The following is a 25,927-nucleotide window of genomic DNA, read 5'->3' on the forward strand; positions in this document are numbered from 1 at the left end:
TAGCCAACCCGCCATGTAGCCGCAGGTTAGGCAGGCAAATGGCTGCGCTCTGCTATAAGAGCGAACAAAAACAGATTCCATCGCAGCCTCGAAAAATGCGTACAAGACTTGTATGCAAAAGAGAACGCACTAAGGCGAGCACTATGCTAAAGCGTGAAGAAGTGATCTGGGCCTATAGAGCCTTGCTGGGCAGGCCACCCGAGAGCGAGGTCGCAATTATACACCATCGCAACCACCCCGACTTCGAGTCGTTAAGACAAGCGCTTATTCGGAGCAAAGAAGGGCTGGCACATCTACGACAACAGTGTCGTGAGAGCAGAGCTATCCCAGATTACGACCGTTCCGTCACTGTGCTGGTTCACTTGCCCAAAACCGGCGGTACTTCGCTCTTCAATTGGCTTTCCGAGTCTTACTCAGCGAAAGGTGGGTTGAGCCTTCAAGTTAGTGATCCGCATGGGTACACTTTAGAGCATCTAAGTAAATATGATCTAATCGGCGGGCATTTTAATTATCAAACCGCACTTGCACTGCCACGGCATCGAAAAACGTTGATAACGTGCTTCCGCGATCCCATAGACCGCCTTCTATCCCTATACAGATATTATCACTCTCATCCAAAACGCGACTCTCCTAATCCGCAAGTTCGTGCGGCGCAAATAATGTCAGCGGAAGAGTTTTTTAATTGTGACATCATATTATCATCAATCGCAACTAACAATTGTTACCTGCATACATTTTCCGATTCTAAAGAATGCGCTTCTTCCGCCAATCAAAAACGAGAATTACTGAAGAAGGTTAAAGATAGATTAGAAGCTGTCGACGAAATTGTACTTACGGAGAGCATGGATAGATCCGTTGAGAGGCTTGCTCGAACCCTCAATTTTACTTCATTTGACTCGCTCCGGAGAGATAATGTCACCGAAGTAGTTCATGCTCAGCATCCTAGCATTCGAGAGATTGAGGCCATCAAGCCATCTGCGTTAATCATGCAAGCCTTGGAGCCGCTGACTGACGTTGATCGCGAAATATATGAGTTCGCCAGAAAAATAGTTGCTAGCAATAGTCATGCTTCCAATGCGAATGGACTCGAGTGAATTTTCTGTGTGCGGCGGTCGGTTGAATATTGCAACGCCATGGCTTTGATAGCAGCAATACCAAGTCTTACTTCAAGCGAATGGCCGCTCCGGATCCCGGCACCAGCTTCAATAATCGCCGGTTAAGATAGACGCTTTTGGTTATACGATCTTCGTATACGAGATAGGTCGAGGATCCGTCTTGTATCCAGCGGGCATAGGTCACTTTGCAGGTGGTCGCCGGATCGTCAGAGGAGGGTTTTAGCAAGGCTGATCCGGGATAGGTCTGCCAGACTTTCGACCCGGTTTGCGGGAACGGCCCTGCAGGCGCGCGATAAAGATAGAATTGCCACTGCTGATCAGACAGGCACTGCAGGCTTTTGTCCATCGCTTCTGCCAGAACATACAGATATCTTTCGGTGAAGAGCGTGGTGGCCTGGCCTACACCCACACAGTGGGGAAGTTGGTGCGCACATTCGGACGCGCCCAGCAAGGGAGCGCCCGGCAACCCAGCGCCCTCGACCCGCCAGCTTTTGAAATCGGATGTGGACGCCAAGCCTCGAAACGCCCTTTTCGAACCATAATCGAAGCCATGAAATGTCACCAGAAATTGTCCGTTGGATTGGGCGATGATTTCCGGCGTGCCTTCATCGACAGTCGTCGGGGGACAAGCTGAACCGGACCGATTGCAAATGCGTGCCCACAGATCGCCTCCCTTGACGACAGGATTGTCAGGATCAGGCGTAAATCGCCCCATCGGGGAAGCGGCTTTGCGGACATAATGGCACATGCCCCAACCCCCTTGGTTCCTATCATCGGAACATTGCGCCAGCAAATGCCAGATACCGGTAGTTGCATCGAAATAACCGCTACCATCGAGTACGGCGCATCCATCGCCACGGGCGCTGTCGCCGGGTGCTGCTGCTACTGTGCTATTGGACCAACTTCCACCCTGATCGTGACTTTCGCGAACGACGATCTGCATATGGGTGGAGGGGCATTTTCCATCGGGGTCGGCCATGGCGACCCGATTGAACGCGTACCAGATGCCCGATCGTACCGTGAACCAGCTGGAGCTTTCCCCCATGCTACCATGGGGTGCCGAGACCCAGTCAATCTGCCCTACCTGCTCGAAATGCGCAGTGCCGCGCCAGAGGTCATCAAGGGTTACAGCAGAGGCTGTTGACCTTGCCGCCGCAAGCCCGAGTATCACAGCACCAACTAGGGCCGCTACGCGGCTCCAGCGATGGCGGCTCAATGGACCCACGCGCCTGAATATGGACGAATCGCTGGGGAGGGTGATATTGTCCCACACAAAATTATCGCATGCTTGGGAAGAAACACCATGTCCCCTGCGCTCTTTCGCTATTGTGGGCCGCCGAACACCGCCCGATACAGGATGGCCTGCGTGCCGTGACTGTCAGGAGATGCCGAACCGCTCGGCCGAACGAGAATTTCGCCTGCTGTAACTTCCAAGCTTTCTCTCCAGCATCCTGGCGTCGGGGAATACAAATCCACCAACCGCGTTTCGTCTCCGTTGACGATTTCGACCACGCCGCTCCAGGAATGGTTCCAAAAGATGAGCTGGCAGCGGGTCATGCCAGAGGGTACCGGGACGGTGAAGCCGTTGTCTATTTCTACTGCGATACCGAAGATGCCCGGCTCCAGTTCGACTGATTGCGCTTCTGCCAGTGTAGGAACCGCATCCGCCTCGGTGATGATGACCCGCTGTTTTTCATAAAGCTCGGCATCAACTTTCTTGACCGTGGCAATCATGCTCGTGGCGTCTTGTGGCGTATCGAGGCCAATCTTGGCCCAGTCATTGATGAATTGCTCGTCCAACTGCCAATCTATCTGCGGGTGCAGAGAATGGTTGAACCCCTTTATGTCGATGATCTGAAAATATTTCTCTAGTTCATGCCGAAATATTGCATAATCCATGAGGGCGACATGCTCGAAACCCATACACCAGCGCAGATTGAATTGGCGATAAAGCCACGGGCTTGAATTGGGTGTTGTGAATACGGCTATGCCGCCCATTTTCAGTATTCGATAAAGCTCGGACAGAAATGCAGTGCTTTCCTCGATATGTTCAATACACTCACCACAGAAAATGAGGTCTACGCTGTTGTCGGGAAGGTCGATATCATAACCAGTCGAGGTGAGATATTTGATCGTCTTGCCGCTGAGTGCTGGATCGGCAGACGATACTTTTTCGCTCATCGCGATGGCAACGGATGACACGTCGATGCCGATGCCGACCTTACATTGCTTAAGGCGATTGAAGATGCAGCCGAATCCCCACGATCCGACACCATAATCAAGGACAGTGGCGTCGCTCAAGTCTGGAAGATCCATGTTCGCAAGAATTTCGACCTTGCGAGTGTGCGCGGCAACATCCAATTTGCTCATAGTGCCGTAGATTTCGCCTTCCTTCTCGGCGAAGGCGGACTCATAGTGTTTTTGCAAGCTATCTTTCATGATGCAGATGCCTCGCGATGGGAAAGGAGGTCCTGATAAATCATCAGGGTATTTTGCGCACTGTTGCGAGCGCTGAGGTCACGAACGCGTTTCAAAGCACCTTCGCTCAACCTACGGTGAAGCGACGCGTCAGTAAGCAGACGCCGGGCCGCATCTGCCAATTTATCACTGTCGCTTTCATCGAACAGTAATCCGCATTCTCCGTCTAGGACGACTTCAGGAATGGCCCCGCTTTTAGAGGCGATTACCGGAACACCATGGACAAAGGCTTCCAGCGGCACCAGGCCAAATGATTCATACCGTGATGGAAACAACAGGCAGTAAGCGCGTGCCAGCAGTTTTTCTCTCACGGCATCGGAAACCATGCCCAAGAAATGCACGCGCTGTATTTCCTCTGACGGTATCATGTATTGGGCGCGCTGCTGCCAGCCTTCCGGATCGCTGCCGGCGATGACAATCCGCGCCTCCGGGTCTGCCGCAAGCATCGACGGGATGGCGGATAATACGAGATCGATACCTTTGCGCTTTTCTAAGCGACCAATGAACAGGATGATCTTGGAATTGTCGAGATGATCGGACCCCAGACCTTTGAGTTCCGGAAGGTCGTTATAATCTTCGTTGACATCAAACAACGGCCAGTAGGCTATTCCGCAATAGCTCTGGTGCCACCGCGCGTCGGGCGTGATCTTCTGCGCGGTGCTGATCGTCGACGCTATCTTCTCACTGATCGGGATGATCGCGTCGGCATTTTGGATCAGTTCCTTTTCGAAGCCATCGAACAACCTCGCCGTCCGCGGCTGCACAGCCCATCCGTTGATATCGGCCACGACGGTAAAGGGAGTGACGAGCCGGATGACCAGTGGCGGACGTTCGAAGCGGTTTACGACGGCGATCGCCAGCGCTTCGCTGTCCCACAGCGCGCTGTCGATCACGTCCACACGCTTTTCCTCATGGATGCATATGACTTGGTGCAGCGCAGCAACGGACCAAGTCATATTGTTATTGAGTCCCGCGTCCATGCCGGGCACGTCGATCGAGCGGGATTGAGTATAATAGACCGTCAGCGGTCCCTGACGGACGGCCCTCTCCTCGATGCCCGGCACCACGATGCTGACGTCATGACCCATCAGAATCAGTTCACTGACGAGGTGATAATAAAGCGTTCCAACGCCGCCGCCCCGCGTGAAGGGGGGCATTTCCTTGGTCACGATGCAGATATGCAGTCTGGGAATATCGCGTCCGACGACCTTGTATCCCTGCCGCAAAGCGAATGGCAGGAACGGCCTGCTTCCTGTCTCCAACTTGCGTGTTTTGGGCCAACACTTTGCGTCAGCCAGACCCTGCTCCATGCCTTTCTCGAGCGCTGCGAGCGCATTCTCAAACAGCGGTTTGGAGATTTCGCCACGGTCGAGCGCACCTTTCAGCGGCAGGACGCGTTCGCGCTCCAGTCGCTGCACCAGGTTGGACCGCAAAGTCTCGCCCGATAAACCGCTATAGGCTGCGACATAATAAGCCGTGTTCTTGCTGATGGTGTGCCAGTCGTAATTATACCGCCCCTTGCGATTGTGGCTCTGGGCAAACTCGTGCCGAACGAGCAAGTCGGGGGCATAGCCAATCAGATTGCCTTGCAATTGTATCCTTAAACAAAGCTCTGATTCATCGAGATAATAATCGAACTGTTCGTCAAATCCGCCGATGTCGACAAGGTGCTGACGTACAAATGTGGAGTTAGTACCAAGACATGAACGCAGCCACCCACCCTGACCTACTTCGTGACGAGGGATGTTGAGCCACGCGTTGCCGTGCCGGTCGATCCCAATATCCTCGGACTGAAAGCGCAGAGTTCCGGCAAAGAAGGCCGGGCCGCCCAGCGCCTTGGTCAGAAGCGGACGGCTGTTATATTCGTCGAGGATGCTGTCGATCCAGTTGTCGAACGGGATAGCGTCGTCATCGATAAATGCGACGATGTCGCCTCGAGCGAGTTCGATACCCAGATTTCTCGAAACTGAGAGATTGCGGAGCGGATTTCTGGCGATCTTAATCCGCCCGCGCCAGTTTTCCAGCAGTTCCTTCGTTCCGTCGTCGGACGGACCGTCGACGACGACCACCTCGAAATTGGGATTGGACTGACATTGGAGGTAATCGAGGCTGCGGGCGAGAAAATCGCGGCGATTATAAGTGCAAATGACGACTGAAACGCTTTTGTAGCGATCCTTTTCCGGCAGCATCGGTTTGATCGCTGTGACCAGGTCCGCGCGTACGCTACCCCGGGCAAAGCGCCCGGCATTGGCGGCCTGCGCCTCTACCAGCGCCCGGTATGCGGTAGTGTCCCTCGCGAGCGTAAAAAGTGCGCGAAACAGGCTGTCCTCATCTTCATGTAGACCGATGCCGCCCATGGTTTCGCGCGCGGCCGCGCGGTCCAGCGCCAGCACGGCCAAGCCGCGTAATGGTGCTTCGACGAGAGGAACGCCAAATCCTTCATGCACGCTGAGTGCGACATAAAATTGCGCCTCCCGCAATAACTGCTCGCGCCGTTCGTCACTGACCTTGCCGGTTATGGTCACATCATCGGTCAGCCCCAAAAGGTCGATTTCCTCCAGCAACCGCACATAATAATCATCGGCGGTGTTGAAGCCGCCCACGATCGCCAGACGGCTGGCCGCACTGGGATCCTGCTGGCGCGCGCGGGCAAACAGCCGCACTAGGTCGATCTGCCCCTTGTTGCCCGCTATCCGGCCTAGGAACACCCAGCTTCCCGGGACTTTGCCGCCTGCATGGCCCAGCCTGACGGGCGGGGCAGGGGGCACGACGATCGGCACGACGAAACTATGATCGGGCGGGGCGCCAAGCGCGATGAGCTCGTCAAGGTTATACTGGCTATCACCCCAGAAATAATGAAAATCCGGAATGAAATCGGCAAGCTGCTCCCGGCCTAACTTGCAGAACTTGTACAGATCAGAATTTTCAGAAAATAATTCGTGCGGCGTTATGTTGTGATATAAGAAAACCTTAGTGCAATACTGCCGAGCAGCCCAAGGCCCGGCATGTTCGGTGTAGCCGCACGAATGAAAAATGACAATATCATCCTCTTGTACACCTACATCTTCCAAGTTGATACGGTGGGACGACACGTCTTCATGATGAAATTTACTGACCACGATCGAATTAATTCCCATGTTTAAAAACATGCGATCGAGTTCAATGACTTGATTAGAAACGGCATCGGCACGGTCAAGCGCTTCGGTGACCTGAATGATGCGACCTTGGAACGACGTTCCAAGGTCTTCTTGCATAAATACCGGTTTCAATTTACTTACCTATCACAAAAAATAACGGGCTTGCGCGGATTGTCTTTTTGAAATTGTCTATAAACAGATCGGCGTCGTGAGCAGTGTAGGACAGGTTGTCCCTCAATAAAGTCAACGTTTGACTAAGTTCATCGCCTGCAACGGCCAAATTCGGCAAATGATCGCTATCGAATACAAGCGCGGGGTCGGCGACGGCCGCACTCCTAAGGCCACGCCTCTGTTCGCTCAACATATGCTCAATGCGAACCAGTCGTCGTCGCATTCCCCCTATCTCGGAAAGAAAACGTGAGAACCGGCGCCAAGGTGACTTACCATTTCGTTTGATAACCGCCGGAAGCCCGGTAAGGTCTATTCTCATTCTTTGCGCTTCAGTGGAGGTGGCAAGGGCAACGAGGATGGCTTCCTTGGTATCTCCTAATTCGAGACGACCCATGTAGTGATCAAAGCCCTCTCGGTCCGCCTGGCGCTTGAGGATTGTCGAATATGCGGCTTCGATAAATGATGCACTGTTAAGCGCGAGAAGATCATTGACATGCATTTTAACAGAAATCGCCTAAATTTGAATGCGCCGTTGGTGTAAAGCAACTGCACGGACAAGGAGTGGGTCAAGCAAACTATAAGACGCGCATATTGACACTTAAGAAACATTACGATTCGTGCAAGTTGACCATATGCTGATCATATGCCTGATTGAAATCTGGGTAAAATTGTATGTTGCCCTCATGTAGGACACCAAATTGCGAGCAGTGATGGCGGACATACTCAACGTCGTGTGAAATAATGAGCATTGCGCGATCAGCCCGTTTCTGGAATAATTCCACTGCGCATTTCTCATGGAAGCGAGCGTCTCCCACCGCGCTCACTTCGTCGATTAGATAACAGTCAAACTCGATAATCATTGAAATGGCGAAAGCGAGACGCGCGCGCATACCTTGCGAGTACGAGCGGACCGGTTCACGCAAGTACAACCCCAATTCCGTGAAATTTTCCACAAAATCGATATTTTGCGCGTAGTCCTGATTGTAGATACGGCTGATGAAGCGAACATTGTCCATGCCGGTTAGTGTGGCCTGAAACGCTCCGCCAAAGGCGATCGGCCAAGATACCGACATGCCACGAGTGATGCTCCCGGACGTGGGCTGTTCCGCGCCGCTGACAAGGCGAACCAGCGTCGACTTGCCCGCGCCATTGCGGCCTAGAATTCCCAACTTATCGCCCCGTGCTAGTTTGAACGAAATGTCATTTAAGACGATCCTATCGCCTTGGCGGGTGGGATAGACCTTATGGACATGATCGACGTCGATCATTCGGGAGTGATCCCTCGGTTGATGACCGCGACTTGCGCCAAGGCCAGCACCGATAGTGCCATGCACCATCCTAGAAGATATGGCAGGTCGTAATGCGTACGTATCTGGTCGCCAAAATAACCGTCACGAACGATCTCCACACCATTTACCATTGGCACGTATAGCGCGTACTTTTGAGCAGTCGGAGGGAGCGCATCGACCATGAAAGCTGCGCCAGAGAGTGGAAACATGATGTACGAAGCTGGATGCCACAAACGTTCCACCAAGTCGCTTTTCTCTCCAATGGCGCCTAGGAGCATAGCGAGTGCAGCGCCAAACCACGCCAACAGCAGCCATCCTTGTGTCACTTTTAGCACGTCTTCTGGCGGTTCCAGCCAACCTATATAGATGTAAAAAAGGCTGAGTACGATAAATGATATTGTCGCGCCGCCGGCTTCTAAGAGCACGCGGGCCAAGAAGATATCAATCACACGGACGTTCCGATGATACATGAGGGCCAAATTGGGCTCAATAGCTCCGATGCAGCGCGCTGGCATGTTTCGCCAGAGCAGAACGCTGGAATATCCCGTCAGCGCAAATGCCACGATTGGCAGGGAGGAGCCGTGAAACGCTTCTGCTAAGGTCCATAAGATGGTGACCCCGGTTGTAAAAAGCATCGGCTCCACGAACAGCCACAGAAAGCCGATATTGTGGCGTCCATACCGCGTGAGAATTTCGCGCATTAGCAGGGCATAGATTACACGCCATTGGATCGACGCACTTTTCCCAATTTCCATGAACTGCTGGACGGCCATGACCTAATCTCTAGTCTCTGTGTTCCAGCATGCCAGCTACTAGCATGCTAATAACAGCCCAGGCAGCAAGGCCGAGGATTAACGTAGAAAAGATTCCACGCCACCTGCGCGGCTCCAGAGGAGCATCGGGCACGTTAGGGTCAACGATACGCTCCACATATGCCTGTTTTCGGCGCGCCTCATTGCGGGCCTCTTCCAGCGAAGCCATCGCGCTGGCCAGATTTTTATCAGCAAACTGGCTCTCCAGCGCCAGCCGTTGATATTCGGCGGCACGCGATGAAAGGGACTTTTGATTTCCGGCAACGAGGCCAAGCTGCTCGTCTATCTCTTGCGCCAAGCCCTTGGCACGTACGTCAAGAATTGCGATCTGAGGATTTTCCGGGGTGTAGGCCCGCAGTTCGCGAAGCTGCATGCGGGTAGCGATCAGTTCGTCCTGAATTTTCGAAATCATCTGCAGCTGTACAGTTGCTTGCTTCTCGGGATCCACTACGCCCACTTGGTTTCGATAGACTGACAAGGCCAACGCAGCCGCCTTGGACTGAGCCTTTGCCTCATCAACTTCCCTCTGCGCGAAACGGATGAGATCTTGTCGCCCACGTTCGTTTAGCTTGTTGACGGTTGCTTCAGCCATCTCCAGCAGCTGGCTATTGATTTCGGCAGCATCCATCGGTGTGAAGGCCCGAACAGTGAGCGTCACAATGGAGGAGGTTGTATCCTGCTGGATTGCGACTTTCTTCTTGTAATATTTATACAAATCCTCGAAGCTATCACTTAGACCTAAGGGGGCGAAGCGATCAAAAACAGATATTGATGGCGCTGCGTATGCTTGGACGAAGTCGTCGTCGGTATTGAGGGCCGCGAGAGCATCGCGCGAAAGCATGTACTCTTGGGCGGCATAAATTTCGTCACCTGAGCTGCCGAAACCAGTGGACTTCAACAACACTCCTAGGCCGGTGGGCGACTGCTTGTCTGGGCTGCGAACCACGAACTGCGATTCAGATATATAAACGTTAGACGCGAATACTCCAAAGTACAGTATTGATAGTGCGGTTGGAATGACAACCATGAAAAGGAAGAGTGGCCGCACCTTTCCGAGACTTGCTTTAAACGACGTTTTCATTTGAACCTTGTCAGCCACATCGCTGTGGAGTTTCGCAGATTGGCGGACCCATGGGTTACGGGTGAACAATCATTTTTCTGTTCAGCAACGGAATTTCACAGCCCGCAGTGTCCAGCGGGAACCCCTAGCGATCAGAGTTGCCAGCGTCCAGCGTCGATGATTGTTGGCCTTCGAATATCGAAAATTTTGGCGTCACGGGTTGCGGTTTTTTAAAATCAAGCGGCATTCCTTGATCCGGAACGCCGCTTGCTCCATATGCCGGGTCATTTCAGCCACCGCTCGGTGGCTTTATACGGTGCTAGCTAACTTAATATGACAAAAATGATGGTTCCTGTCCGGCTGAGCGGCATTCTTTTCGTAGCTCTGGCCTTGGCCGGATGCGCAGTCTTGCCGGGTTCCGGTCCATCGACCGGGCAAATCGAACGTGCTGCAAACGGTCCGTCTGCCAGCGACGCTGGAATTGCAATTATCGATGTCAACGACGCAGTCGCACGCCACATAGTGGCTAGCAATTATCAGATACCTTTCTCAGAGAGCCTTGGCGAAGGGAGCCCGATGGGATCAGTAATCGGCAAGGGTGACGTGCTGGATATTGCGATTTGGGAAGCGCCGCCTGCTGCATTGTTCGGGGTTGCCGGTGGGGCAATGCAACTAACATCCCAAGGGGCGACTGCAAGGGGAACAGCGTTGCCCGAGCAAATGGTCGATAGCGATGGTCAGATCATTGTACCGTTCGTTGGCCGTGTTCAGGCCGCCGGACGGACCCCTCAGGAAATCGGACTAGAAATTAACACGCGCTTGATTGGCAAAGCACACCAACCTCAGACGATCGTCCGCCTTGCCCGCAACGCCGCGGCAAATGTGACTGTGGTTGGTGACGTCGCTACCAGCGCGCGCGTACCGCTGACGGCGCGCGGAGAGCGCGTACTCGACGTTCTTGCAGAAGCGGGCGGTGTTAAGCAGCCCGTTGGCAAAATGGTGATACAGATTACACGTGGTTCCAGCGTATCTGCACTGCCACTGGAAACCGTGATACGTGATCCCCGCCAGAACGTACGCCTACAACCTGATGATGTCATGACCTTGTTGTTCCAGCCTTACAGCTTCACTGCTCTTGGTGCAGTGGGGAGAAACGGAGAGTTGCCTTTCGAGGCTACGGGCTTAACTTTGGCGCAAGCACTTGGACGCATTTCTGGTCTGGATGACGCCCGTGCTAATGCGAAGGGCGTGTTCATTTTTCGCTTCGAACGACCAGAAGTTCTGCCTCAAAACCTGAAACAACTGGGTAAGCCGACACCAGATGGCAGGATCCCGGTTATTTATCGCATAAATCTGAAGGATCCTGCGACGCTCTTTGTGGCGCAGAGTTTTCCAATCCAAGACAAGGACGTGCTTTACGTTTCAAACGCTCCGTTGGCTGATTTTCAGAAGTTTCTTGGCGCGGTCTTCTCAACGCTGCTACCAGCGGCCACCACTGCAACAGTGATTTCGCAGCAGTAGGGTCGGACCAGTTTTTTAGACGTGGCCAAAGCTTTGCGTCCTTTTCTGGATTTGCTGCCTTTCCGCTTGGATCAGCACTTTGCCGGTCCAGCCTTGCGTCGGCTGCGGATAAAGCGCCGGCGAAAGGTGCAAAAAGCTACGGTACCTGCGATCCCTAGGCAGATACGGCGCATGTACGTGGATCTTGCAGTCATCAGTCGTCACGATGCCGGCACCGGCATTCAACGGGTGGTGCGCGCGCTGGCTCTCGCGCTTGCCGAAACCCCCGAAGAGCAATGGGACGTCCGGTTCGTTGCTGGCGATAGGCGAAACCCCTATCACGTCATTTCTTGGCCTTGTGAGGTGGAAGCGATTGACCGAACGCCAATTGTGGCGCGGCCGCGGGATGTCTTCATCGGTCTGGATTTCTCGCTCGACACCGTGCGTTACCATCGCCGGCAGCTTTCCCGTTTCCGGCGTGCAGGGGGAAGCCTTTGGTTTTTGGTGTGTGATCTGCTGCCAGCGGAGCGGCCCGAGTGGTTCTCTGCCAATAATGTCCTCCGGTACAAGGCGTGGCTTGAGATCATCGCGGGCATCGCAGATGGCTTCCTATGCATATCGCAACAAACCGAGGACGATTTGCGACGGGTGCTCGCCGAGCGCTTTGGCCTTGAGGAAGGTTATGCGACCCGCATCGTCCCGATGGGGCATGCAATCTCAGAATCTATGCTGCAGGAAGCTGCGGCAGCAGCTCCAGCAACCTCCCGGTTTGATATGACGCAGCCGTTCTCGCTAATGGTAGGAACACTGGAGCCACGCAAGGGGCACGCCGATGTCATCTCCGCCTTCAGCGAACTGTGGCTACAGGGTTCGCAATACCGCTTGGTGCTGGTCGGTCGGATGGGCTGGAAGATCGAAATGCTGCGCGATGCCATTCGTAACCATCCCGAGCATGGAGATAAACTTCTTTGGTTCGACGATGTCGGGGATCTGGAACTGGAACAGATATACCAAGCCTGCGAAGGGGTCATCGTTGCATCTCATGCGGAAGGCTTCGGCTTGCCGCTGATCGAGGCACTCGGACACTTCAAGCCTGTACTTGCTCGCGATTTGCCGATCTTCCGTGTCCACCAGGAGCGAGGGGTGCGTTATTTTCCCGCAACGGGCGATGCCGCGACGCTGGGGGATTACATCGGCAACTGGGTTACGGACATCAGGGCGGGCCGCGCGGCGGTCACGGCTCCGGACGCCGACTGGAAGAAGTCCGCTGCGATCATCATTGATGCGTTGGACGACCAACTCGAGCCGTCTGCGCATACATTAAGGGCATCGGCCTGATCGAAGCCGCGCGGGTCTGTCAACCGTACGTCGATCATCAGCTTTTGCGGACGATCTCTAGTGCCACTTCGCCGAGCGTAGCTGCCCGTTCCGGTGTCGCGCTTTCGGCGTAGCAGCGCAGTTCGGGTGCGTTGCCACTGGGGCGTAGGTGAATGATGTCGCCCCCATCAAAGGTGATACGCAGTCCGTCGGTGGTGTTGATGGCCCTCGCGTAGCCAGCTAGTTCGCCAAACATCGCCGAGGTGCGCTCCAGAACGTCTTCGTTCGTGCCTTCCTGAAGTCGCGTCAGCAGCGCTTGGCTCTTGGCGGTCGGGTAGTTCTGCAAACGGTCACTGAAGGTGTATCGTGCGGGCAGTTTTGCCTGTAGGCCGCTCAGCGTCATGTTCTGACGCCGGGCGGCGACCAGGACCGCGACCATAGGCAGTACCGCGTCGCGGGTCGGCAATGCCGAGAGTGTGCGATCGCCAGCCTTCACTGGTGAAGCGATCAAGAATCCGCCGTTCGCCTCGTAACCGCAGACGCTCCCGAAATCGGCGAGCAGAGCGTTCATTGCCTCGATAACGAAGGGGGAGCCGATGCGAGTACGGCGCACGGCGAAGAAGGCGCCCGACAGCTCCAACGCCGAGTTGCAGCTGATCGGGGTGGCCACGGCATCGATCCCGAGCGCCTCCGCGCACAGGATACCCAGCACGTCGCCGCGCATCCATACACCGGTTTCATCGGCAAGCAGCGGGCGATCGCTATCCCCATCAGTTGAAAGGATCGCATCGAGGTCGAGTTCGCGCGCCCAGTCAAGCGCGAGCGCCTGATCCTCGGGCCTGACGGCTTCGGTATCAACAGGGATGAACTGTTCGGAACGACCCAAGCGTACGACCTCTGCACCCAGTTCGGTCAATATCCCGGCAAGCAAGTCACGGCCAACAGCGGAGTGTTCGTAGACGCCTAGTTTCATGCCGCGCAGCGCTTCGGCGCCAAAAAAATCGACGTAGCGCAATGCGTATGGGGCGGCCACATCTATCAATTGCCCGCAGTCTTCCGGTGTGACTAGCATGCCCGCAGCGTCGAACAGACCGGGCAGCGTTACGGTTTGCGCACGCATTGCCAATTCGTCGGGCTTGAGCACTTCGCCGTCCGCGCGGTTAAATTTAATACCGTTGCGATCATCGGGAATGTGGCTTCCTGTCACCATCAGCGATGGGATGGCCTGTGCGAATCCGTAGGCCGCAACAGCGGGTGAGGGCACAAAGCCGCAGTAGGCCACTTGTCCGCCCATGTGCCGGATCGCGGCGGCGCAGGCGGCTAGGATGCGCGGGCTCGATGGGCGCAAGTCTCCAGCGATTGCCACTGCTCCGCCAGGTTTAAACTGGCCGATTTTGGCCATATGCTGCAGGAATCCGCACGCATACGCAAAGCAGACCTCATCCGTCATCGCGGTAACGAGGCCGCGCGCGCCACTGGTACCGAAGGCCACACCAGAATCCGCCATGATGTTGGCGATCGAAGCAGTGCGTATCATTGTCATTCCCCCACTTGCGACAACGCCGCGCGGTCCTTCTCATGGCGAAGCCGAATGCGGCACCCGCCAAACAGGATGACGGGAACGATCGCGGGAATGTCTGTCATGTTAACTCGTATATTGTGTAATGGCGCGGCATAAGCAAACTTGGCGCGAAAGCAAAACCGGTTGTCCGCGATGAGGAAGGTGTAATCGGTAATAATCGCACCTGCTCCACCTCGGCCAAAGCCCGTCGAATTGCGTTTTTGCGGCGGAGTGTTTTATCGCGCCGGTTGCTGCCGAGCCGGGCGACTGAGAATTAGAGACGGAGTTCGCTCAACGACCGTTCGTTTGCATTAGGTGCAGCGACCAAGCAAACGCCATCGGAAGAAAACATGACTTCCGAGAGTGCTTCCGCAAAGCCGCAGCTGCCCGGTGCGATAACTTCGCTGCCGATCGTCACATCGCCGTTACGAGGGATGACCAGAAGTTTGCCAGAATAGCGTGCGGCCACATCGTCTCCCGGGGGGCCTACTACTTGGTCAAGCTGGAATAGCGGTCCTTTTACCAATGTCGCGCTAACACCTGGCGAGACATACATATGACACTGATCGAGCACATAGGGTTCGCCTTTCGCTATCGCCATTCCTTCGTCCAAGTGCAGTTCGCGCCGACGGTCATAGTCGTAGAGGCGATAGGTGATGTCACTGTTCTGCTGCACCTCAATCAGGCTCACGCCTGCGCCGATGGCATGCACGGTGTTCGCCGGAATGTAGAAAAAGTCACCCGGTGACACAGTGTGCCAGGTCATCTTTTGCTCTATCGAGCCGTCCATGGCGGCTTCACGCATTTCGTCAGCCGAAAGTGGCTCATCGAAGCCAATGCCCAATTTCGCGCCCTCTTCGGCGGCGAGGATGAGCCAGCACTCTTCCTTACCTTGTTTGCCCAAGCCCTTTTCGACTGTCTGGTTATCGCTAGGATGCACCTGCACAGACAAGGGTTCGCTGGTGAAGATGTACTTCACCAGCAGCTCAGGCAACGCCTGCGGCGGCTCAAACCAAATCTCGCCGATGCGCTCCCCTTCTCGTGTGCCAAAGGGAGCAGGCAGTTCGCACTTTCCCCAAGGCTTTGCGACCTGACGGATTGGAAGCTGGGCGTTCATTGGGCGTGTCCTGGATTTTCGTAGCAAAACTATTGGTTGACGGCGCCGGCCAACTTGCCGACTTTTTGCGTCCCGGTGACGCTGGTGATCATGACGTCATCGCCATCGACAACGACGATTACGTTTTCCAACCCAATAACCGAAACGCGCAGCCTGTCAGTATCTACAAGAACATTTCGGCAATCGACCATCTCGACCGTACCGGCGCCGCGCACTGAGTTGCCCGAGCTATCACGTTCCAGTGCTTCGTGCAGGGCATGCCAGTTACCGATATCGGACCAGTTCATGACGGCCGGAACCATGGCAGCACGTTCGGTGTTTTCCATCACGGCATAGTCGACGGAGTCGCTAGGGACGTTGCCGAAGACATCAGCATCTGGGTGGAAGCGCTGGCCCTCTTCCTGACCCTTGGCGACGGCCTCCTTTACGCCGGCCGCAATCTGGGGCCTATGGCTTTCAAGCTCAGCGATGAAATCTTTGACGCGGAATGCGAAGATGCCGCCGTTCCAGGCGTAGCTACCTTCGGCCAGAAAAGATTTGGCGCGCTCAAGATCAGGCTTTTCGATGAACTGTGCGGTGCGATAGCCGGCGTCGGAAATTTTTTCTCCCTGACGCAAATAGCCGAACCCGGTTTCTGGCGTTGTGGCCTCGATCCCGAAGGACACCAGCCATCCTTCGCTTGCCAAGTCCGCGGCGGCACGGGCCGTGGACGCAAACGCATCAGCATCACCGATGTGGTGGTCGCTCGGACACACCAGCATGATCGCATCATCAGGCAGGCGATACGCGGCCAGTGCGATCGCGGCCGCAGTATTGCGCGCGGCAGGCTCGACGATGACTTGGCCGCCTTCCATTTTACCCAGTTGTGCTTCGACATGTTCGACATGTTTCCCGCCGGTCACCACGACTGGCGGAGAAAAGCCTCTCGACGCGGGACAACGACGCAGAGCGGCTTCGAATAAAGTGCAATCACCAACCAAGGACAGAAAGGGCTTTGGCTTTACTGCCCGGCTGCGAGGCCACAACCGTGTGCCACTACCGCCGCAAAGAATAACAGGTACTATCGTGGGCATTTGCGTCCTTCAGATAAAATGCTTGGCCATCCAAGCCGACCTCCTAAAGATCGCGGGCAGTATTGCAATGTGTAGTGATCGGGACGGCGATCTCATTGCAGACCTCCGGAAAATCATTGCGATTTTACATTCTCACGACCGAATTTCAGCTAGAAATTGATAGGACATGCATGGCGCACGCCTACTATACCTGGCAATCACCTACTCACATTAGCGCTGCGAATGTTGTGAGTTCCTTCCCTTATCAGCTCCAAATTTCCTGACGGCTCAATGGTCACCTCGGACCGCCGGCCAAAAATGTCAGACTTCGGCAGCTTCATGCAACCGGCATATTGTCAATCAGCCGCGTCCCGCCGATTCGTGCAGCTACGAAAAATCGGTCGCCCGGACCAGGCTCACTCGCAGGGGCAAGGTCGCGGCCATCGCGAATTTCGGCGTAATCGATCGAATCGAACCCTGCATCGAGCAGCCGGTCACGAAAGGCTTCGAGAACAGACCCGGTCGCATCACCTGCGCCGATGCGCTCGATTGCCAAGCGCATCTCTTGCGGCAGAGTTGCGGCGATGGCGCGATTCTCGCGGGAGAGATAGGCGTTGCGACTGCTCATCGCGAGTCCATCGTCTTCTCGCACGATTGCGACGCCGTGGATCGCATCGACATGGGGGCGGGTAAGGTCCAGGTCTCTCGCCATCCGGCGTATTACGGCCAACTGCTGCCAGTCTTTCTCACCGAAGAAAGCCATGTCGGGCCGGACCTGATTGAACAGCTTGCAGACAACCGTCGCGACACCATCGAAATGGCCGGGGCGATTGACCCCACAGAGGCCTTCGCTAACACCTGAAACCGATACGTTGGTCGCATAACCTTCGGGGTAAACTTCTCCCGGGGGAGGGGCCCAGAGCAAGGAAGCCCCCTCTGCCTTCAGCAAAGCGGCATCTCGCGCAAGCTGTCGCGGGTAGGCGTCCAGATCTTCGTTCGCGCCGAATTGCCGAGGGTTTACGAATATCGATACTGCGACGTGGTCGGCCGCCCGGCCAGCCTCTCGTACCAGCGTCAGATGGCCTTCGTGCAGGGCCCCCATCGTCGGCACCAGTGCGAGTGTACCGGTGGCCTGCAAGGCATCAGTTTCACGACGCAGATCTGATAATTGGGTGACGGTTTGCAAGGAGCCTCCTCCCGGTTACGATAAAGGGCGGGCGTCCTGTGCCGTCCCGCCCCATAACTTGCAAGCCGGTGCTTCTCAGCGCGCCTCGGGTGCTGCCGCCGCCGCATCGAGCGGCAGGCCGCCCAATTGGGTTACCATATCGGTATAAGCGTTGAGATAGGCGAGCACGATGATCTGGCCGATAGCGGTATTTTCGTAGCCGCCGAACCCCCCGGCAGCCCCTCCTCCCCCGCCGAACAGGCCGCCCCCAACGGCCCAGCCAAGATCCTTTTTCTGGAAATACCCTTCGACCAGCGCCTCTTCGACAGTAGTGCGCACATTGACGAGCGACAGCACGACGTTCGCTTCGCCTTTTTTCACCCGAATGCCGCCCGCAAGCGCCCCTGCAGCGCGGCCGAACAGGCCTCCGACGACACCGCCCAAGGCGCCGCCCCCACCGCCGGAATTGCTGTTCGCACTGACAATATCGGGTTGCAGGAAGTAATCGGCAGTCACCACCTGGCCCAGCCCGACATTCTGTCCGTCCTGAAGCTCGCCCTGTTCCTGCAATGCCCGTTCCATCGCACGGCTCTGCATCGCACGACCTCGGCTGACCATGGTGAAACAACCCGAACGCTGAACGAAGACGCGGATGATCTGTTCTGGGCTGCCGAGATTCAGTTCACGCCACCATTTGTCGTCCGGCTCGACGACCGCAATCGTACCGAGATTTCGGGTGCACCGTGGAATTTCCGTCGCCGCACGATCCTGTGCCTTGCGACCGGACGATTTGCCTTGTGCCAGAACGGGCTGGCACACCAGGCCGGTCATCGACAGTACGGCTAGTGCCGCGAGAAATGCCTTTTTCATAATCCGGGGTCCCCCATTGTGAAAACAGTGCGCGGCTGCCGACTTGCTGTCGTGTCTCGCCCGTCGCACGCGACCCGGATCGGCGAAGATTATCAAATGATCGGCATTGCGCTAGTAGGGATGCGTCATTCTGGAAAAAAACGCCTTCCGGGCACTAGGCGCGTTGCCGCCACGTGATGGGGCGGATAGGGAATTGCGCAGCATGATTTTTCCAGCTTTTTCCTGATGGTTTCGCAACCTCATCGCATTGTCTTCGCCAATGAAAAAGGCGGAACGGGCAAATCGACGACAGCAGTGCATGTCGCCGTCGCCCTCGCGTTTCAGGGCGCCAATGTCGTCACTTTCGATCTCGATCATCGGCAGCGGACGATGCATCGCTATCTCGAAAATCGCGCAGAAACGATGCGCCGTCGTTCGATCACTCTGCCGACGGCTCGCTGCCATGTCGTCGAAGATATGGACGAAGGCGCCATGGAAGCCTTGATCGAAAAGCAGGCGGCCGGTGCGGACTTTATCGTCATCGATACGCCGGGGCGTGACGACCCGCTGGCCCGGCATTCCGCGACCACTGCCGACACGCTCGTCACCCCAATGAACGACAGTTTCGTCGATTTCGATCTCATAGGTCAGGTCGAAGGGGAGAGTTTCAAGGTAAAGAAGCTGTCCTTCTATGCCGAACTCATCTGGGAAGCGCGGCTGAAGCGCAGCAGGACCTCGATCGAACAGCAGCGCGCGCAAATGGACTGGGTCGTTGTCCGCAACCGCACGGGTTATACCGAAGCGCGCAACATGGCCCGGATCGAGCAGGCCCTGGGCGAAATGGCGAAACGTGTTGGTTTTCGCGTGGCCAAGGGACTGTCAGAACGCGTCGTCTATCGTGAGCTCTTCCCCTCTGGATTGACCTTGCTGGACAAGGGACAACTGGGCGATCTTGGCACCAGCCACCTTGTTGCACGGCAAGAGCTACGCGGCCTTGTCGCGAGTCTGCGTTTACCGGGTAGCGGCAACGAAAATTCCGAAGGCGGCACGCAGTGATCCGGCTCATAGCGCTTTTGGTGCTGCTTTCGGTTGCATGTCGCTGGATATTCGGAAAATGGCCATGGGAATACCTCCAGGCAAAGCCAGCCAATCAGATCGGTATAGAAAAAGCGCGTTCGCTCTTGGGCGTAGGTGTGGGGGCCGATCGCCGCGAAATACGCGAGGCGCATCGTCGCAGAACTGCCATGATACATCCCGACAGAGGCGGTTCGAACGCGGCAATGCAGGAACTCAACGCTGCCCGCGACTTATTGCTAAGTGACACAATGCACGAAAAACCGGAGCGTCCAGAATGAGCCATGCTTTCGATCCCACCGTTCTGCGCGAGTATGACATTCGCGGCATTATCGGGGAGACCTTGGGCCCGGACGATGCGCGGGCAATCGGTCGCGGGTTTGCAACCATGCTTGCTGAGGCGGGTGGGAGCAAGGTTGCCGTCGGATATGATGGTCGGGTCAGTTCGCCTTTGCTCGAACACGCTTTGATCGAGGGACTGACCGCATCGGGCATGGACGTCGTCCGGATCGGCATGGGGCCGACACCGATGCTATATTATGCGGAAGCTTCCGCCGATGATGTCGATGGCGGCATCCAGATCACCGGCAGCCACAACCCGGCAAATTACAACGGTTTCAAAATGGTGTTCCAGGGTCGGCCGTTCTTCGGCGCAGATATCCAGGAGCTGGGCCGCCGCGGCGCAGAAGGCGAATGGGCCGACGGATCGGGCGAAGTTGAAAGTCGCGACGTAATCGACGCGTATATCGAACGTATGATCGAGGCACTCAACGGCGTTGAACCAGGTGTGCTGGACAGTCTCAAGGTCGGGTGGGACGCAGGCAATGGCGCTGCCGGCCCCGCTCTTGAAAAACTGACGGCGCGGCTTCCGGGCGAACATCACCTCTTGTTTACCGAGGTCGATGGGAATTTCCCCAATCACCACCCCGACCCGACGGTAGAGGAAAATCTCGAGGACCTGCGAAAGCTTGTCGCCGACAAGTCGCTCGATTTTGGTGTGGCGTTCGACGGGGATGGAGATCGCATCGGTGCAATCGATGGCGAGGGGCGCGTAATCTGGGGCGATCAGTTGCTCATGATCTACGCGGAAGACCTGCTGGCACGGACGAAGGGCGCGACGATCATTGCCGATGTGAAGGCCAGCCGAGCGCTGTTCGATCACGTGGCAACACATGGCGGCAATCCCGTAATGTGGAAGACCGGCCATTCTCTGATAAAATCCAAGATGAAGGAAACAGGTTCGCCGCTCGCAGGCGAAATGAGCGGGCATGTCTTCTTCGCGGACGAGTATTACGGGTATGACGATGCACTCTATGCGGGTGTCCGACTGATGACCGCGGCAGCGCGGCTTGGCCGATCGGTTACCCAGTTGCGCGGAGCGATGCCGCCTATGGTCAACACGCCTGAAATGCGGTTTCAGGTCGATGAGAGCCGCAAGTTCGCTGCGATCGAAGAGATCGCCGGTAGGATCGCTGCGAGCGATGCGGTTGCCGACACCACCGATGGTGTGCGGGTAACGACCGACGATGGCTGGTGGCTGCTACGGGCTTCGAACACGCAGGATGTCCTTGTCGCTCGCGCCGAAAGCGAAAGCCAGGAAGGCCTGGACCGACTTGTTGCACAGATCGATGCGCAGCTTGAAGCGTCCGGTCTTCAGCGGGGGCCACAGGCCGGCCATTGATCCAGCGGTAACATCAGGGAGGGAAGTGATGCGAAAATTGGTCAGGACAACGATAGCGATCGCAGCACTTGCTGCTGCGAACCCGCTGTTTGCACAAGATGTGGACAGCGAGGAGTCCGCAAGTTCAACGCCTGAGAGGATGGAAGAATTCGCGGGTCTGATGGCCGGCCTCTTTCAAACCGAGCCCCTAACTTCAGAGCAGCAATCGCGGCTGCCCATGGCAGAGGCAGTCGTTGGCCAGATGATGCCCGAAGGCTTCTATGGCAAGATGATGGGCGACATGATGGACAAGATGGTACGTCCGGTGGTCTCCATGTTCGCGACACCGGAATTCATCCTGGCCTCACGGCTCGAGGTCGAACAGGAGGCGATCGCGCAGCTTGGCGAGACTGAGCAGGTCGAGATACTGTCCATGCTCGACCCTGCGTATGATCAGCGCGTCGATGTCATCTTGGACGTCCTGACCGGCAAGATGGGTGGCATGTTCTCGGCAATGGAAGGTCCGATGCGGGACGGCCTTTCCAAAGCCTATGCCGTGCGGTTCGACGAGAACCAGTTGAACGACATTTCTGCATTTTTCGCCACACCTACCGGCGGCGTTTATGCGAAAGAATCGATGGCGTTGTTCTCCGATCCACAGGTGATGCAGGCCAGCATGCAGGCATTGCCCGCCATGATGAGCGGATTCGGAGACATGGAATCGTCGATGAAAGAAGCGATGGGTTCGCTCCCCGCCGAACGTGCGTATGCGGATCTTACCTCCGCCGAACGGAGCCGGCTGGCTGAACTTCTGGATGTGGATGCGGATAGCTTGGGCGAAATCGTAAAGCCGCCCAAGCCTATGGATGAAACGGCCCTCGACCCAGAAATGTAGAGTGGACACGCGGCAACTGCGCGGGGGCGGAACCGAACCCACGGCTCCATCGCTTCTGTCGTGATGCAGTCCGTTGTGCCGCCAGAACTGGAAGGTTGGTTTGCCGGACGCGGCTGGCGTGTCAGGCGCCATCAGATTGATATGCTGGGCGCCAGCGATGCCGACCGGCACGCCTTGCTGGTGGCCGACACCGGGGCTGGGAAGACTCTCGCGGGTTTTCTCCCGACGCTGGCCGATTTCACGCCCTCGCGCCTCGATGGTGATAAGCCACCCGAGGGTTTGCACACCCTTTATGTGTCCCCGCTCAAGGCATTGGCACATGACGTGCAGCGCAATCTTCTGACGCCGATCGAAGAGCTCGACCTGCCAATCCGGGTCGAAACCCGTAGCGGAGATACGCCTTCCGACCGCAAGAAGCGCCAGCGGACACGGCCACCGCACGTCCTGCTGACGACACCGGAAAGCCTGTCTCTGCTGCTTTCCTATCCCGACAGCTTCGAACTGTTCCGCGGGCTGAAGCGGGTGGTGATTGATGAAGTACATGCGTTCGCGACGGGCAAGCGGGGCGATCTGCTCGCCTTGGCGCTGGCGCGGCTACAGGCGATTGCGCCGGGCATGCGGCGAGCGGCGCTGTCGGCAACGCTGGCCAATCCGGAAGGGTTTCGCGAATGGCTGGCGCCGTGGGGGGATATCGACACTGTCCGGTTGGTCGAGGGCGAGGCCGGGGCACGGGCGGAGGTCGAGATCCTACTGCCGGACGAGGAGCGCGTGCCATGGGGCGGGCATGCGGCGACCTGGGCCATACCGCAGCTGTACGAACAGATCAGGGCCAACAGGACGACGCTGATCTTCACCAACACGCGGTTCCTCGCCGAGTACATCTTCCAGAATTTGTGGGAAGTGAATGAGGAAAACCTACCGATCGGCGTCCATCACGGCTCGCTAAGCAAGGAAGCGCGGCGAAAGGTGGAGGGAGCGATGGCGCGGGGCGAACTGCGCGCGCTGGTGGCGACCGCCAGCCTCGATCTGGGGGTCGACTGGGGCGATATCGATCTGGTGGTGCAGATGGGGGCACCGAAGGGATCGTCGCGCCTGCTGCAGCGCATCGGGCGGGCCAACCACAGGCTCGATCAGCCCAGTCGCGCCTTGCTCGTGCCGGGCAACCGGTTCGAATTCCTCGAGGCAACGGCCGCGAAGGAGGCGGTCGACGAGGGCAAGCGCGACGGCGAGGAATTCAGGCCCGGCGGGCTCGACGTGCTGGCCCAGCACGTGATGGCCTGCGCCTGCGCGGCACCGTTTCAGGAAGCCGAGCTGCTGGCGGAAGTCCGCTCGAGCCTTTCCTATGCCTGGCTGGACGAAGAGATCTGGGAGCGTGTCCTCTCTTTCGTGGAAACCGGCGGATATGCCCTGAAGGCCTACGACAAGTTCAAGCGCATCGTCCGCGACGCCGACGGCGTCTGGCGCCTGAGCCACCCCGAGCAGGCACAGCGCCACCGCATGAACGCCGGGATCATCATCGATGCGGAAATGCTCGATGTACGCATTAGCGCGGGGCGAGGGCGCGGCGGACGGTCTCTCGGCAAGGTCGAGGAGCGCTTTGCCGCATCGCTAAGCCCCGGCGATACCTTCGCGTTTGCGGGGATGAGCCTCGAGGTGATCAAGGTGCAGGACATGGAGGTCGTCGTGAAGGCAGCCAAGGCCAGCGCCATGATCCCCAGCTACGGCGGTGCGCGACTGCCGCTGACGACGCATCTTGCCGACCGGGTACGCACGATGCTTGTCGATCGCGCCGGCTGGGCGCGCTTTCCCGACGACGTACGCGAATGGCTGGAAGTGCAGGACTGGCGCTCGCAGATGCCCGGACCGGGGCAGTTGCTAGTGGAAAGCTTCCCACACGCGAAGCGCCATTACAGCGTCTATTACACTTTCGAAGGCTGGAACGCGAACCAGAGCCTGGGAATGCTGATCACGCGGCGAATGGAAGAACGGGGCCTGATGCCGGGCGGGTTCGTCGCAAACGATTATTCGCTCGCCGTATGGGGCCTGAAGCCAGTGCAGGATCCGGCCCCCTTGCTGTCGCCCGACATCCTGCAGGATGAATTCATCGAATGGGTGCAGAATTCGCACCTGCTTCGCCGCGCGTTTCGTGAGGTTGCCGTTATCGGCGGGCTGGTGGAGCGCCAGCATCCGGGAAAGCGCAAGACCGGCAAGCAGGTCACCTTCTCGACCGACCTGATCTACGACGTCCTACGCAAATACGAGCCGGACCACGTTCTTCTCGAAGCGGCGTGGGCGGATGCGCGAACCCGGCTGACAGATGTCGGGCGACTGGGTGATCTGCTGGACCGTTCCGCCGAACAGCTGGTGCATGTCGAGCTCGACCGGGTGAGCCCGCTTGCAGTGCCGGTCATGGTCATGATCGGCCGCGAGGCGACGCCGCAGGGTTCGGTCGACGACGAGCTGTTACTGGAGGCGGAAAGCCTTGCCGGTGCAGCCATGCGGGTGGACGAGGTGGATTTGCCTGCCGACTGAGCGGCATTGGGTGAATGCCAGCCAATGTTCGGCACCGCATAAAAAGAAAGGGGCGGATCGCTCCGCCCCTTTCCGAGTATTCTATCGACGTTCCGCTGGATCAACCGGCCTTTCCGAATGTCCTGTAACGTTCGTTACCGACGAAGCCGAACTTGGTCACGCCGCTCACCTTGATCAGCTGCAGGACCTTTGCGGAAAGGTCGTAGCTGGCGAGGGGTTCGGGTTCGAACTGCAGTTCCGGTTCGACAGCCATCTGTGTCGACTGATCGAGCAGCGTACGCAGCTGGCCCTGATCGATGGAATTGCCGTTCCACAGGATTTCGTCGGTTGCCGTCAGCACCAGCTTGTTCTTGTCCGGCTCGACAGTGACGTCGGGCGGGGTTTGGCTGGGTGCCGGAAGGTCGATGTCAACCGAGTGGGTTGCGACCGGGATGGTGATGATGAACATGATGAGGAGAACGAGCAGGACGTCGATCAACGGCGTCATGTTCATTTCCATCATCGGGGCGCCATCATCGCTACCGCCTGACATTGCCATAGTGGATTACTCCCTAATCTGCTTGGCGAAACGCACGATCAACCGTTGGGGTCGACCGGGTTCGAGATGAAGCCGACGGTGGGATAACCCGCCGCCTGGACGTTGTAGATGGCACCTGCAACGCACGACCACGGAGCATTGACGTCACCACGAATATGGACCTGCGGAATCTTTTCCGGGTCGTTCATGATCACTTCGGGACCGCCGGCGCGCTGCACGATGTTGTCGAGGCGTTCAAAGGCCCGATCGTACAGTTCTTCCGACGTCACCGCGGTGGTGTTGTTGAAATATACCCGGCATTCGCCATTGCGCGATGCGCCCTGGAAGCCGGGTTCGCCGGCGCTAACACCGTTATCGTCACTGGTGCTGACGGTCAGGAGAAGGTTTTCGACCTTGTCCTGAGATTCGACCGATTCGAAAACCGGAATTTCCAGCTTCTCGATGGTCTGGATCGCGACCGGAACCGCGATGAGGAAGATGATCAGAAGCACCAGCATCACGTCCACGAGTGGCGTGGTGTTGATGTCCGACATGGGCGCATTGCCGCCACCTCCTGTCGAAATCGCCATGGTTCAGTTCCTAACGTTCGAAATTCTTGGGTTCGA

At 56.9% G+C, this 25,927-nt stretch carries 22 protein-coding genes; 8 read left to right on the forward strand and 14 right to left on the reverse strand.

Features of this window, described 5'->3' with window-relative positions:
- The first annotated feature begins 143 nt into the window (after nucleotides 1-143).
- The gene (locus tag AC13F2_RS08370) at nucleotides 144-1,094 is read left to right on the forward strand and encodes a sulfotransferase family protein (RefSeq protein WP_482965077.1); all 951 of its coding nucleotides are present in this window, start codon (nucleotides 144-146) and stop codon (nucleotides 1,092-1,094) included.
- Between the two features lie 67 nt (nucleotides 1,095-1,161).
- Here the strand turns inward: AC13F2_RS08370 and AC13F2_RS08375 are convergent, their stop codons facing one another.
- From AC13F2_RS08375 to AC13F2_RS08405, 7 genes are all read right to left on the reverse strand, one after another.
- Nucleotides 1,162-2,331 (reverse strand): hypothetical protein, encoded by a 1,170-nt coding sequence (locus AC13F2_RS08375; RefSeq protein WP_482970462.1) that lies wholly within the window; start codon nucleotides 2,329-2,331, stop codon nucleotides 1,162-1,164.
- Nucleotides 2,332-2,438: 107 nt separating this feature from the next.
- Nucleotides 2,439-3,554: a class I SAM-dependent methyltransferase gene (locus AC13F2_RS08380; RefSeq protein ID WP_482965079.1), complete on the reverse strand. Its 1,116-nt coding sequence runs from the start codon at nucleotides 3,552-3,554 to the stop codon at nucleotides 2,439-2,441.
- Nucleotides 3,551-6,862, reverse strand: coding sequence for a glycosyltransferase (locus AC13F2_RS08385; RefSeq protein WP_482965080.1), 3,312 nt, complete (start codon nucleotides 6,860-6,862; stop codon nucleotides 3,551-3,553). The genes AC13F2_RS08380 and AC13F2_RS08385 overlap by 4 nt, the downstream gene beginning before the upstream one ends.
- 1 nt (nucleotide 6,863) lies before the next feature.
- Nucleotides 6,864-7,400 (reverse strand): DUF4214 domain-containing protein, encoded by a 537-nt coding sequence (locus AC13F2_RS08390; protein WP_482965081.1) that lies wholly within the window; start codon nucleotides 7,398-7,400, stop codon nucleotides 6,864-6,866.
- 109 nt (nucleotides 7,401-7,509) lie between these two features.
- A complete protein-coding gene (locus AC13F2_RS08395) occupies nucleotides 7,510-8,169 on the reverse strand; it encodes an ABC transporter ATP-binding protein (protein WP_482965082.1) in 660 nt (219 codons plus the stop codon).
- Nucleotides 8,166-8,963: an ABC transporter permease gene (locus AC13F2_RS08400; protein ID WP_482965083.1), complete on the reverse strand. Its 798-nt coding sequence runs from the start codon at nucleotides 8,961-8,963 to the stop codon at nucleotides 8,166-8,168. Before AC13F2_RS08400 ends, AC13F2_RS08395 begins: the two co-directional genes overlap by 4 nt.
- Nucleotides 8,964-8,973: 10 nt before the next feature.
- Nucleotides 8,974-10,152 carry a KpsE/RkpR family capsule polysaccharide export protein gene (locus AC13F2_RS08405; protein ID WP_482965084.1) on the reverse strand — a complete coding sequence of 393 codons (1,179 nt, stop codon included), beginning with the start codon at nucleotides 10,150-10,152 and terminating at the stop codon, nucleotides 8,974-8,976.
- 243 nt (nucleotides 10,153-10,395) lie between these two features.
- On the opposite strand from AC13F2_RS08405, the gene AC13F2_RS08410 reads away from it, so the two are divergent.
- A complete protein-coding gene (locus tag AC13F2_RS08410) occupies nucleotides 10,396-11,583 on the forward strand; it encodes a polysaccharide biosynthesis/export family protein (protein WP_482965085.1) in 1,188 nt (395 codons plus the stop codon).
- A 171-nt stretch (nucleotides 11,584-11,754) separates the two neighbouring features.
- Nucleotides 11,755-12,900, forward strand: a complete 1,146-nt coding sequence (locus AC13F2_RS08415) for a glycosyltransferase (protein WP_482965086.1) — start codon at nucleotides 11,755-11,757, stop codon at nucleotides 12,898-12,900.
- A 37-nt stretch (nucleotides 12,901-12,937) separates the two neighbouring features.
- Here the strand turns inward: AC13F2_RS08415 and AC13F2_RS08420 are convergent, their stop codons facing one another.
- The 5 genes from AC13F2_RS08420 to AC13F2_RS08440 form a co-directional block, all read right to left on the reverse strand.
- On the reverse strand, nucleotides 12,938-14,416 hold the full coding sequence (locus AC13F2_RS08420) for a phosphomannomutase (protein ID WP_482965087.1): 1,479 nt from the start codon (nucleotides 14,414-14,416) through the stop codon (nucleotides 12,938-12,940).
- A gap of 298 nt (nucleotides 14,417-14,714) precedes the next feature.
- On the reverse strand, nucleotides 14,715-15,557 hold the full coding sequence (locus AC13F2_RS08425; RefSeq protein WP_482965088.1) for a class I mannose-6-phosphate isomerase: 843 nt from the start codon (nucleotides 15,555-15,557) through the stop codon (nucleotides 14,715-14,717).
- 29 nt (nucleotides 15,558-15,586) lie between these two features.
- On the reverse strand, nucleotides 15,587-16,630 hold the full coding sequence (locus tag AC13F2_RS08430; protein ID WP_482965089.1) for a mannose-1-phosphate guanylyltransferase: 1,044 nt from the start codon (nucleotides 16,628-16,630) through the stop codon (nucleotides 15,587-15,589).
- Nucleotides 16,631-16,946: 316 nt separating this feature from the next.
- Nucleotides 16,947-17,795 (reverse strand): pantoate--beta-alanine ligase, encoded by an 849-nt coding sequence (gene panC / locus AC13F2_RS08435; RefSeq protein WP_482965090.1) that lies wholly within the window; start codon nucleotides 17,793-17,795, stop codon nucleotides 16,947-16,949.
- A gap of 75 nt (nucleotides 17,796-17,870) precedes the next feature.
- Entirely contained in the window at nucleotides 17,871-18,644 is a 774-nt protein-coding gene (locus AC13F2_RS08440) for a CsgG/HfaB family protein (protein ID WP_482965091.1), read from the reverse strand.
- Between the two features lie 225 nt (nucleotides 18,645-18,869).
- Between AC13F2_RS08440 and AC13F2_RS08445 the strand changes: the two genes are divergently transcribed.
- From AC13F2_RS08445 to AC13F2_RS08465, 5 genes are all read left to right on the forward strand, one after another.
- Nucleotides 18,870-19,679 carry a division plane positioning ATPase MipZ gene (locus AC13F2_RS08445; RefSeq protein WP_103024627.1) on the forward strand — a complete coding sequence of 270 codons (810 nt, stop codon included), beginning with the start codon at nucleotides 18,870-18,872 and terminating at the stop codon, nucleotides 19,677-19,679.
- Nucleotides 19,676-19,978 (forward strand): J domain-containing protein, encoded by a 303-nt coding sequence (locus tag AC13F2_RS08450; protein WP_482965092.1) that lies wholly within the window; start codon nucleotides 19,676-19,678, stop codon nucleotides 19,976-19,978. The genes AC13F2_RS08445 and AC13F2_RS08450 overlap by 4 nt, the downstream gene beginning before the upstream one ends.
- Nucleotides 19,975-21,378, forward strand: coding sequence for a phosphoglucomutase/phosphomannomutase PgmG (pgmG, locus tag AC13F2_RS08455; protein WP_196847344.1), 1,404 nt, complete (start codon nucleotides 19,975-19,977; stop codon nucleotides 21,376-21,378). The genes AC13F2_RS08450 and pgmG overlap by 4 nt, the downstream gene beginning before the upstream one ends.
- A gap of 28 nt (nucleotides 21,379-21,406) precedes the next feature.
- A complete protein-coding gene (locus AC13F2_RS08460; protein WP_482965093.1) occupies nucleotides 21,407-22,252 on the forward strand; it encodes a DUF2059 domain-containing protein in 846 nt (281 codons plus the stop codon).
- 63 nt (nucleotides 22,253-22,315) lie between these two features.
- A complete protein-coding gene (locus tag AC13F2_RS08465) occupies nucleotides 22,316-24,784 on the forward strand; it encodes a ligase-associated DNA damage response DEXH box helicase (protein WP_482965159.1) in 2,469 nt (822 codons plus the stop codon).
- Between the two features lie 100 nt (nucleotides 24,785-24,884).
- On the opposite strand, the gene AC13F2_RS08470 is transcribed toward AC13F2_RS08465, so the two are convergent.
- On the reverse strand, nucleotides 24,885-25,322 hold the full coding sequence (locus AC13F2_RS08470; protein ID WP_103024622.1) for an ExbD/TolR family protein: 438 nt from the start codon (nucleotides 25,320-25,322) through the stop codon (nucleotides 24,885-24,887).
- A 38-nt stretch (nucleotides 25,323-25,360) separates the two neighbouring features.
- Entirely contained in the window at nucleotides 25,361-25,891 is a 531-nt protein-coding gene (locus AC13F2_RS08475) for an ExbD/TolR family protein (protein ID WP_173830083.1), read from the reverse strand.
- Nucleotides 25,892-25,927 lie beyond the last annotated feature (36 nt).

The organism is Qipengyuania sp. L-5Y, assembly GCF_056859455.1.

Bases quoted from the DNA above. Each gene is read 5' to 3' on its own strand.
- AC13F2_RS08445 (WP_103024627.1), top strand. From the start codon at position 18,870: ATGGTTTCGCAACCTCATCGCATTGTCTTCGCCAATGAAAAAGGCGGA.
- AC13F2_RS08410 (WP_482965085.1), top strand. From the start codon at position 10,396: ATGACAAAAATGATGGTTCCTGTCCGGCTGAGCGGCATTCTTTTCGTA.
- AC13F2_RS08415 (WP_482965086.1), top strand. From the start codon at position 11,755: ATGTACGTGGATCTTGCAGTCATCAGTCGTCACGATGCCGGCACCGGC.
- AC13F2_RS08470 (WP_103024622.1), bottom strand. From the start codon at position 25,322: ATGGCAATGTCAGGCGGTAGCGATGATGGCGCCCCGATGATGGAAATG.
- AC13F2_RS08380 (WP_482965079.1), bottom strand. From the start codon at position 3,554: ATGAAAGATAGCTTGCAAAAACACTATGAGTCCGCCTTCGCCGAGAAG.
- AC13F2_RS08395 (WP_482965082.1), bottom strand. From the start codon at position 8,169: ATGATCGACGTCGATCATGTCCATAAGGTCTATCCCACCCGCCAAGGC.
- AC13F2_RS08430 (WP_482965089.1), bottom strand. From the start codon at position 16,630: ATGCCCACGATAGTACCTGTTATTCTTTGCGGCGGTAGTGGCACACGG.
- AC13F2_RS08420 (WP_482965087.1), bottom strand. From the start codon at position 14,416: ATGATACGCACTGCTTCGATCGCCAACATCATGGCGGATTCTGGTGTG.
- AC13F2_RS08465 (WP_482965159.1), top strand. From the start codon at position 22,316: ATGCAGTCCGTTGTGCCGCCAGAACTGGAAGGTTGGTTTGCCGGACGC.
- AC13F2_RS08460 (WP_482965093.1), top strand. From the start codon at position 21,407: ATGCGAAAATTGGTCAGGACAACGATAGCGATCGCAGCACTTGCTGCT.
- AC13F2_RS08370 (WP_482965077.1), top strand. From the start codon at position 144: ATGCTAAAGCGTGAAGAAGTGATCTGGGCCTATAGAGCCTTGCTGGGC.
- AC13F2_RS08390 (WP_482965081.1), bottom strand. From the start codon at position 7,400: ATGCATGTCAATGATCTTCTCGCGCTTAACAGTGCATCATTTATCGAA.
- AC13F2_RS08475 (WP_173830083.1), bottom strand. From the start codon at position 25,891: ATGGCGATTTCGACAGGAGGTGGCGGCAATGCGCCCATGTCGGACATC.
- AC13F2_RS08425 (WP_482965088.1), bottom strand. From the start codon at position 15,557: ATGAACGCCCAGCTTCCAATCCGTCAGGTCGCAAAGCCTTGGGGAAAG.
- pgmG (WP_196847344.1), top strand. From the start codon at position 19,975: ATGAGCCATGCTTTCGATCCCACCGTTCTGCGCGAGTATGACATTCGC.
- AC13F2_RS08400 (WP_482965083.1), bottom strand. From the start codon at position 8,963: ATGGCCGTCCAGCAGTTCATGGAAATTGGGAAAAGTGCGTCGATCCAA.
- AC13F2_RS08440 (WP_482965091.1), bottom strand. From the start codon at position 18,644: ATGAAAAAGGCATTTCTCGCGGCACTAGCCGTACTGTCGATGACCGGC.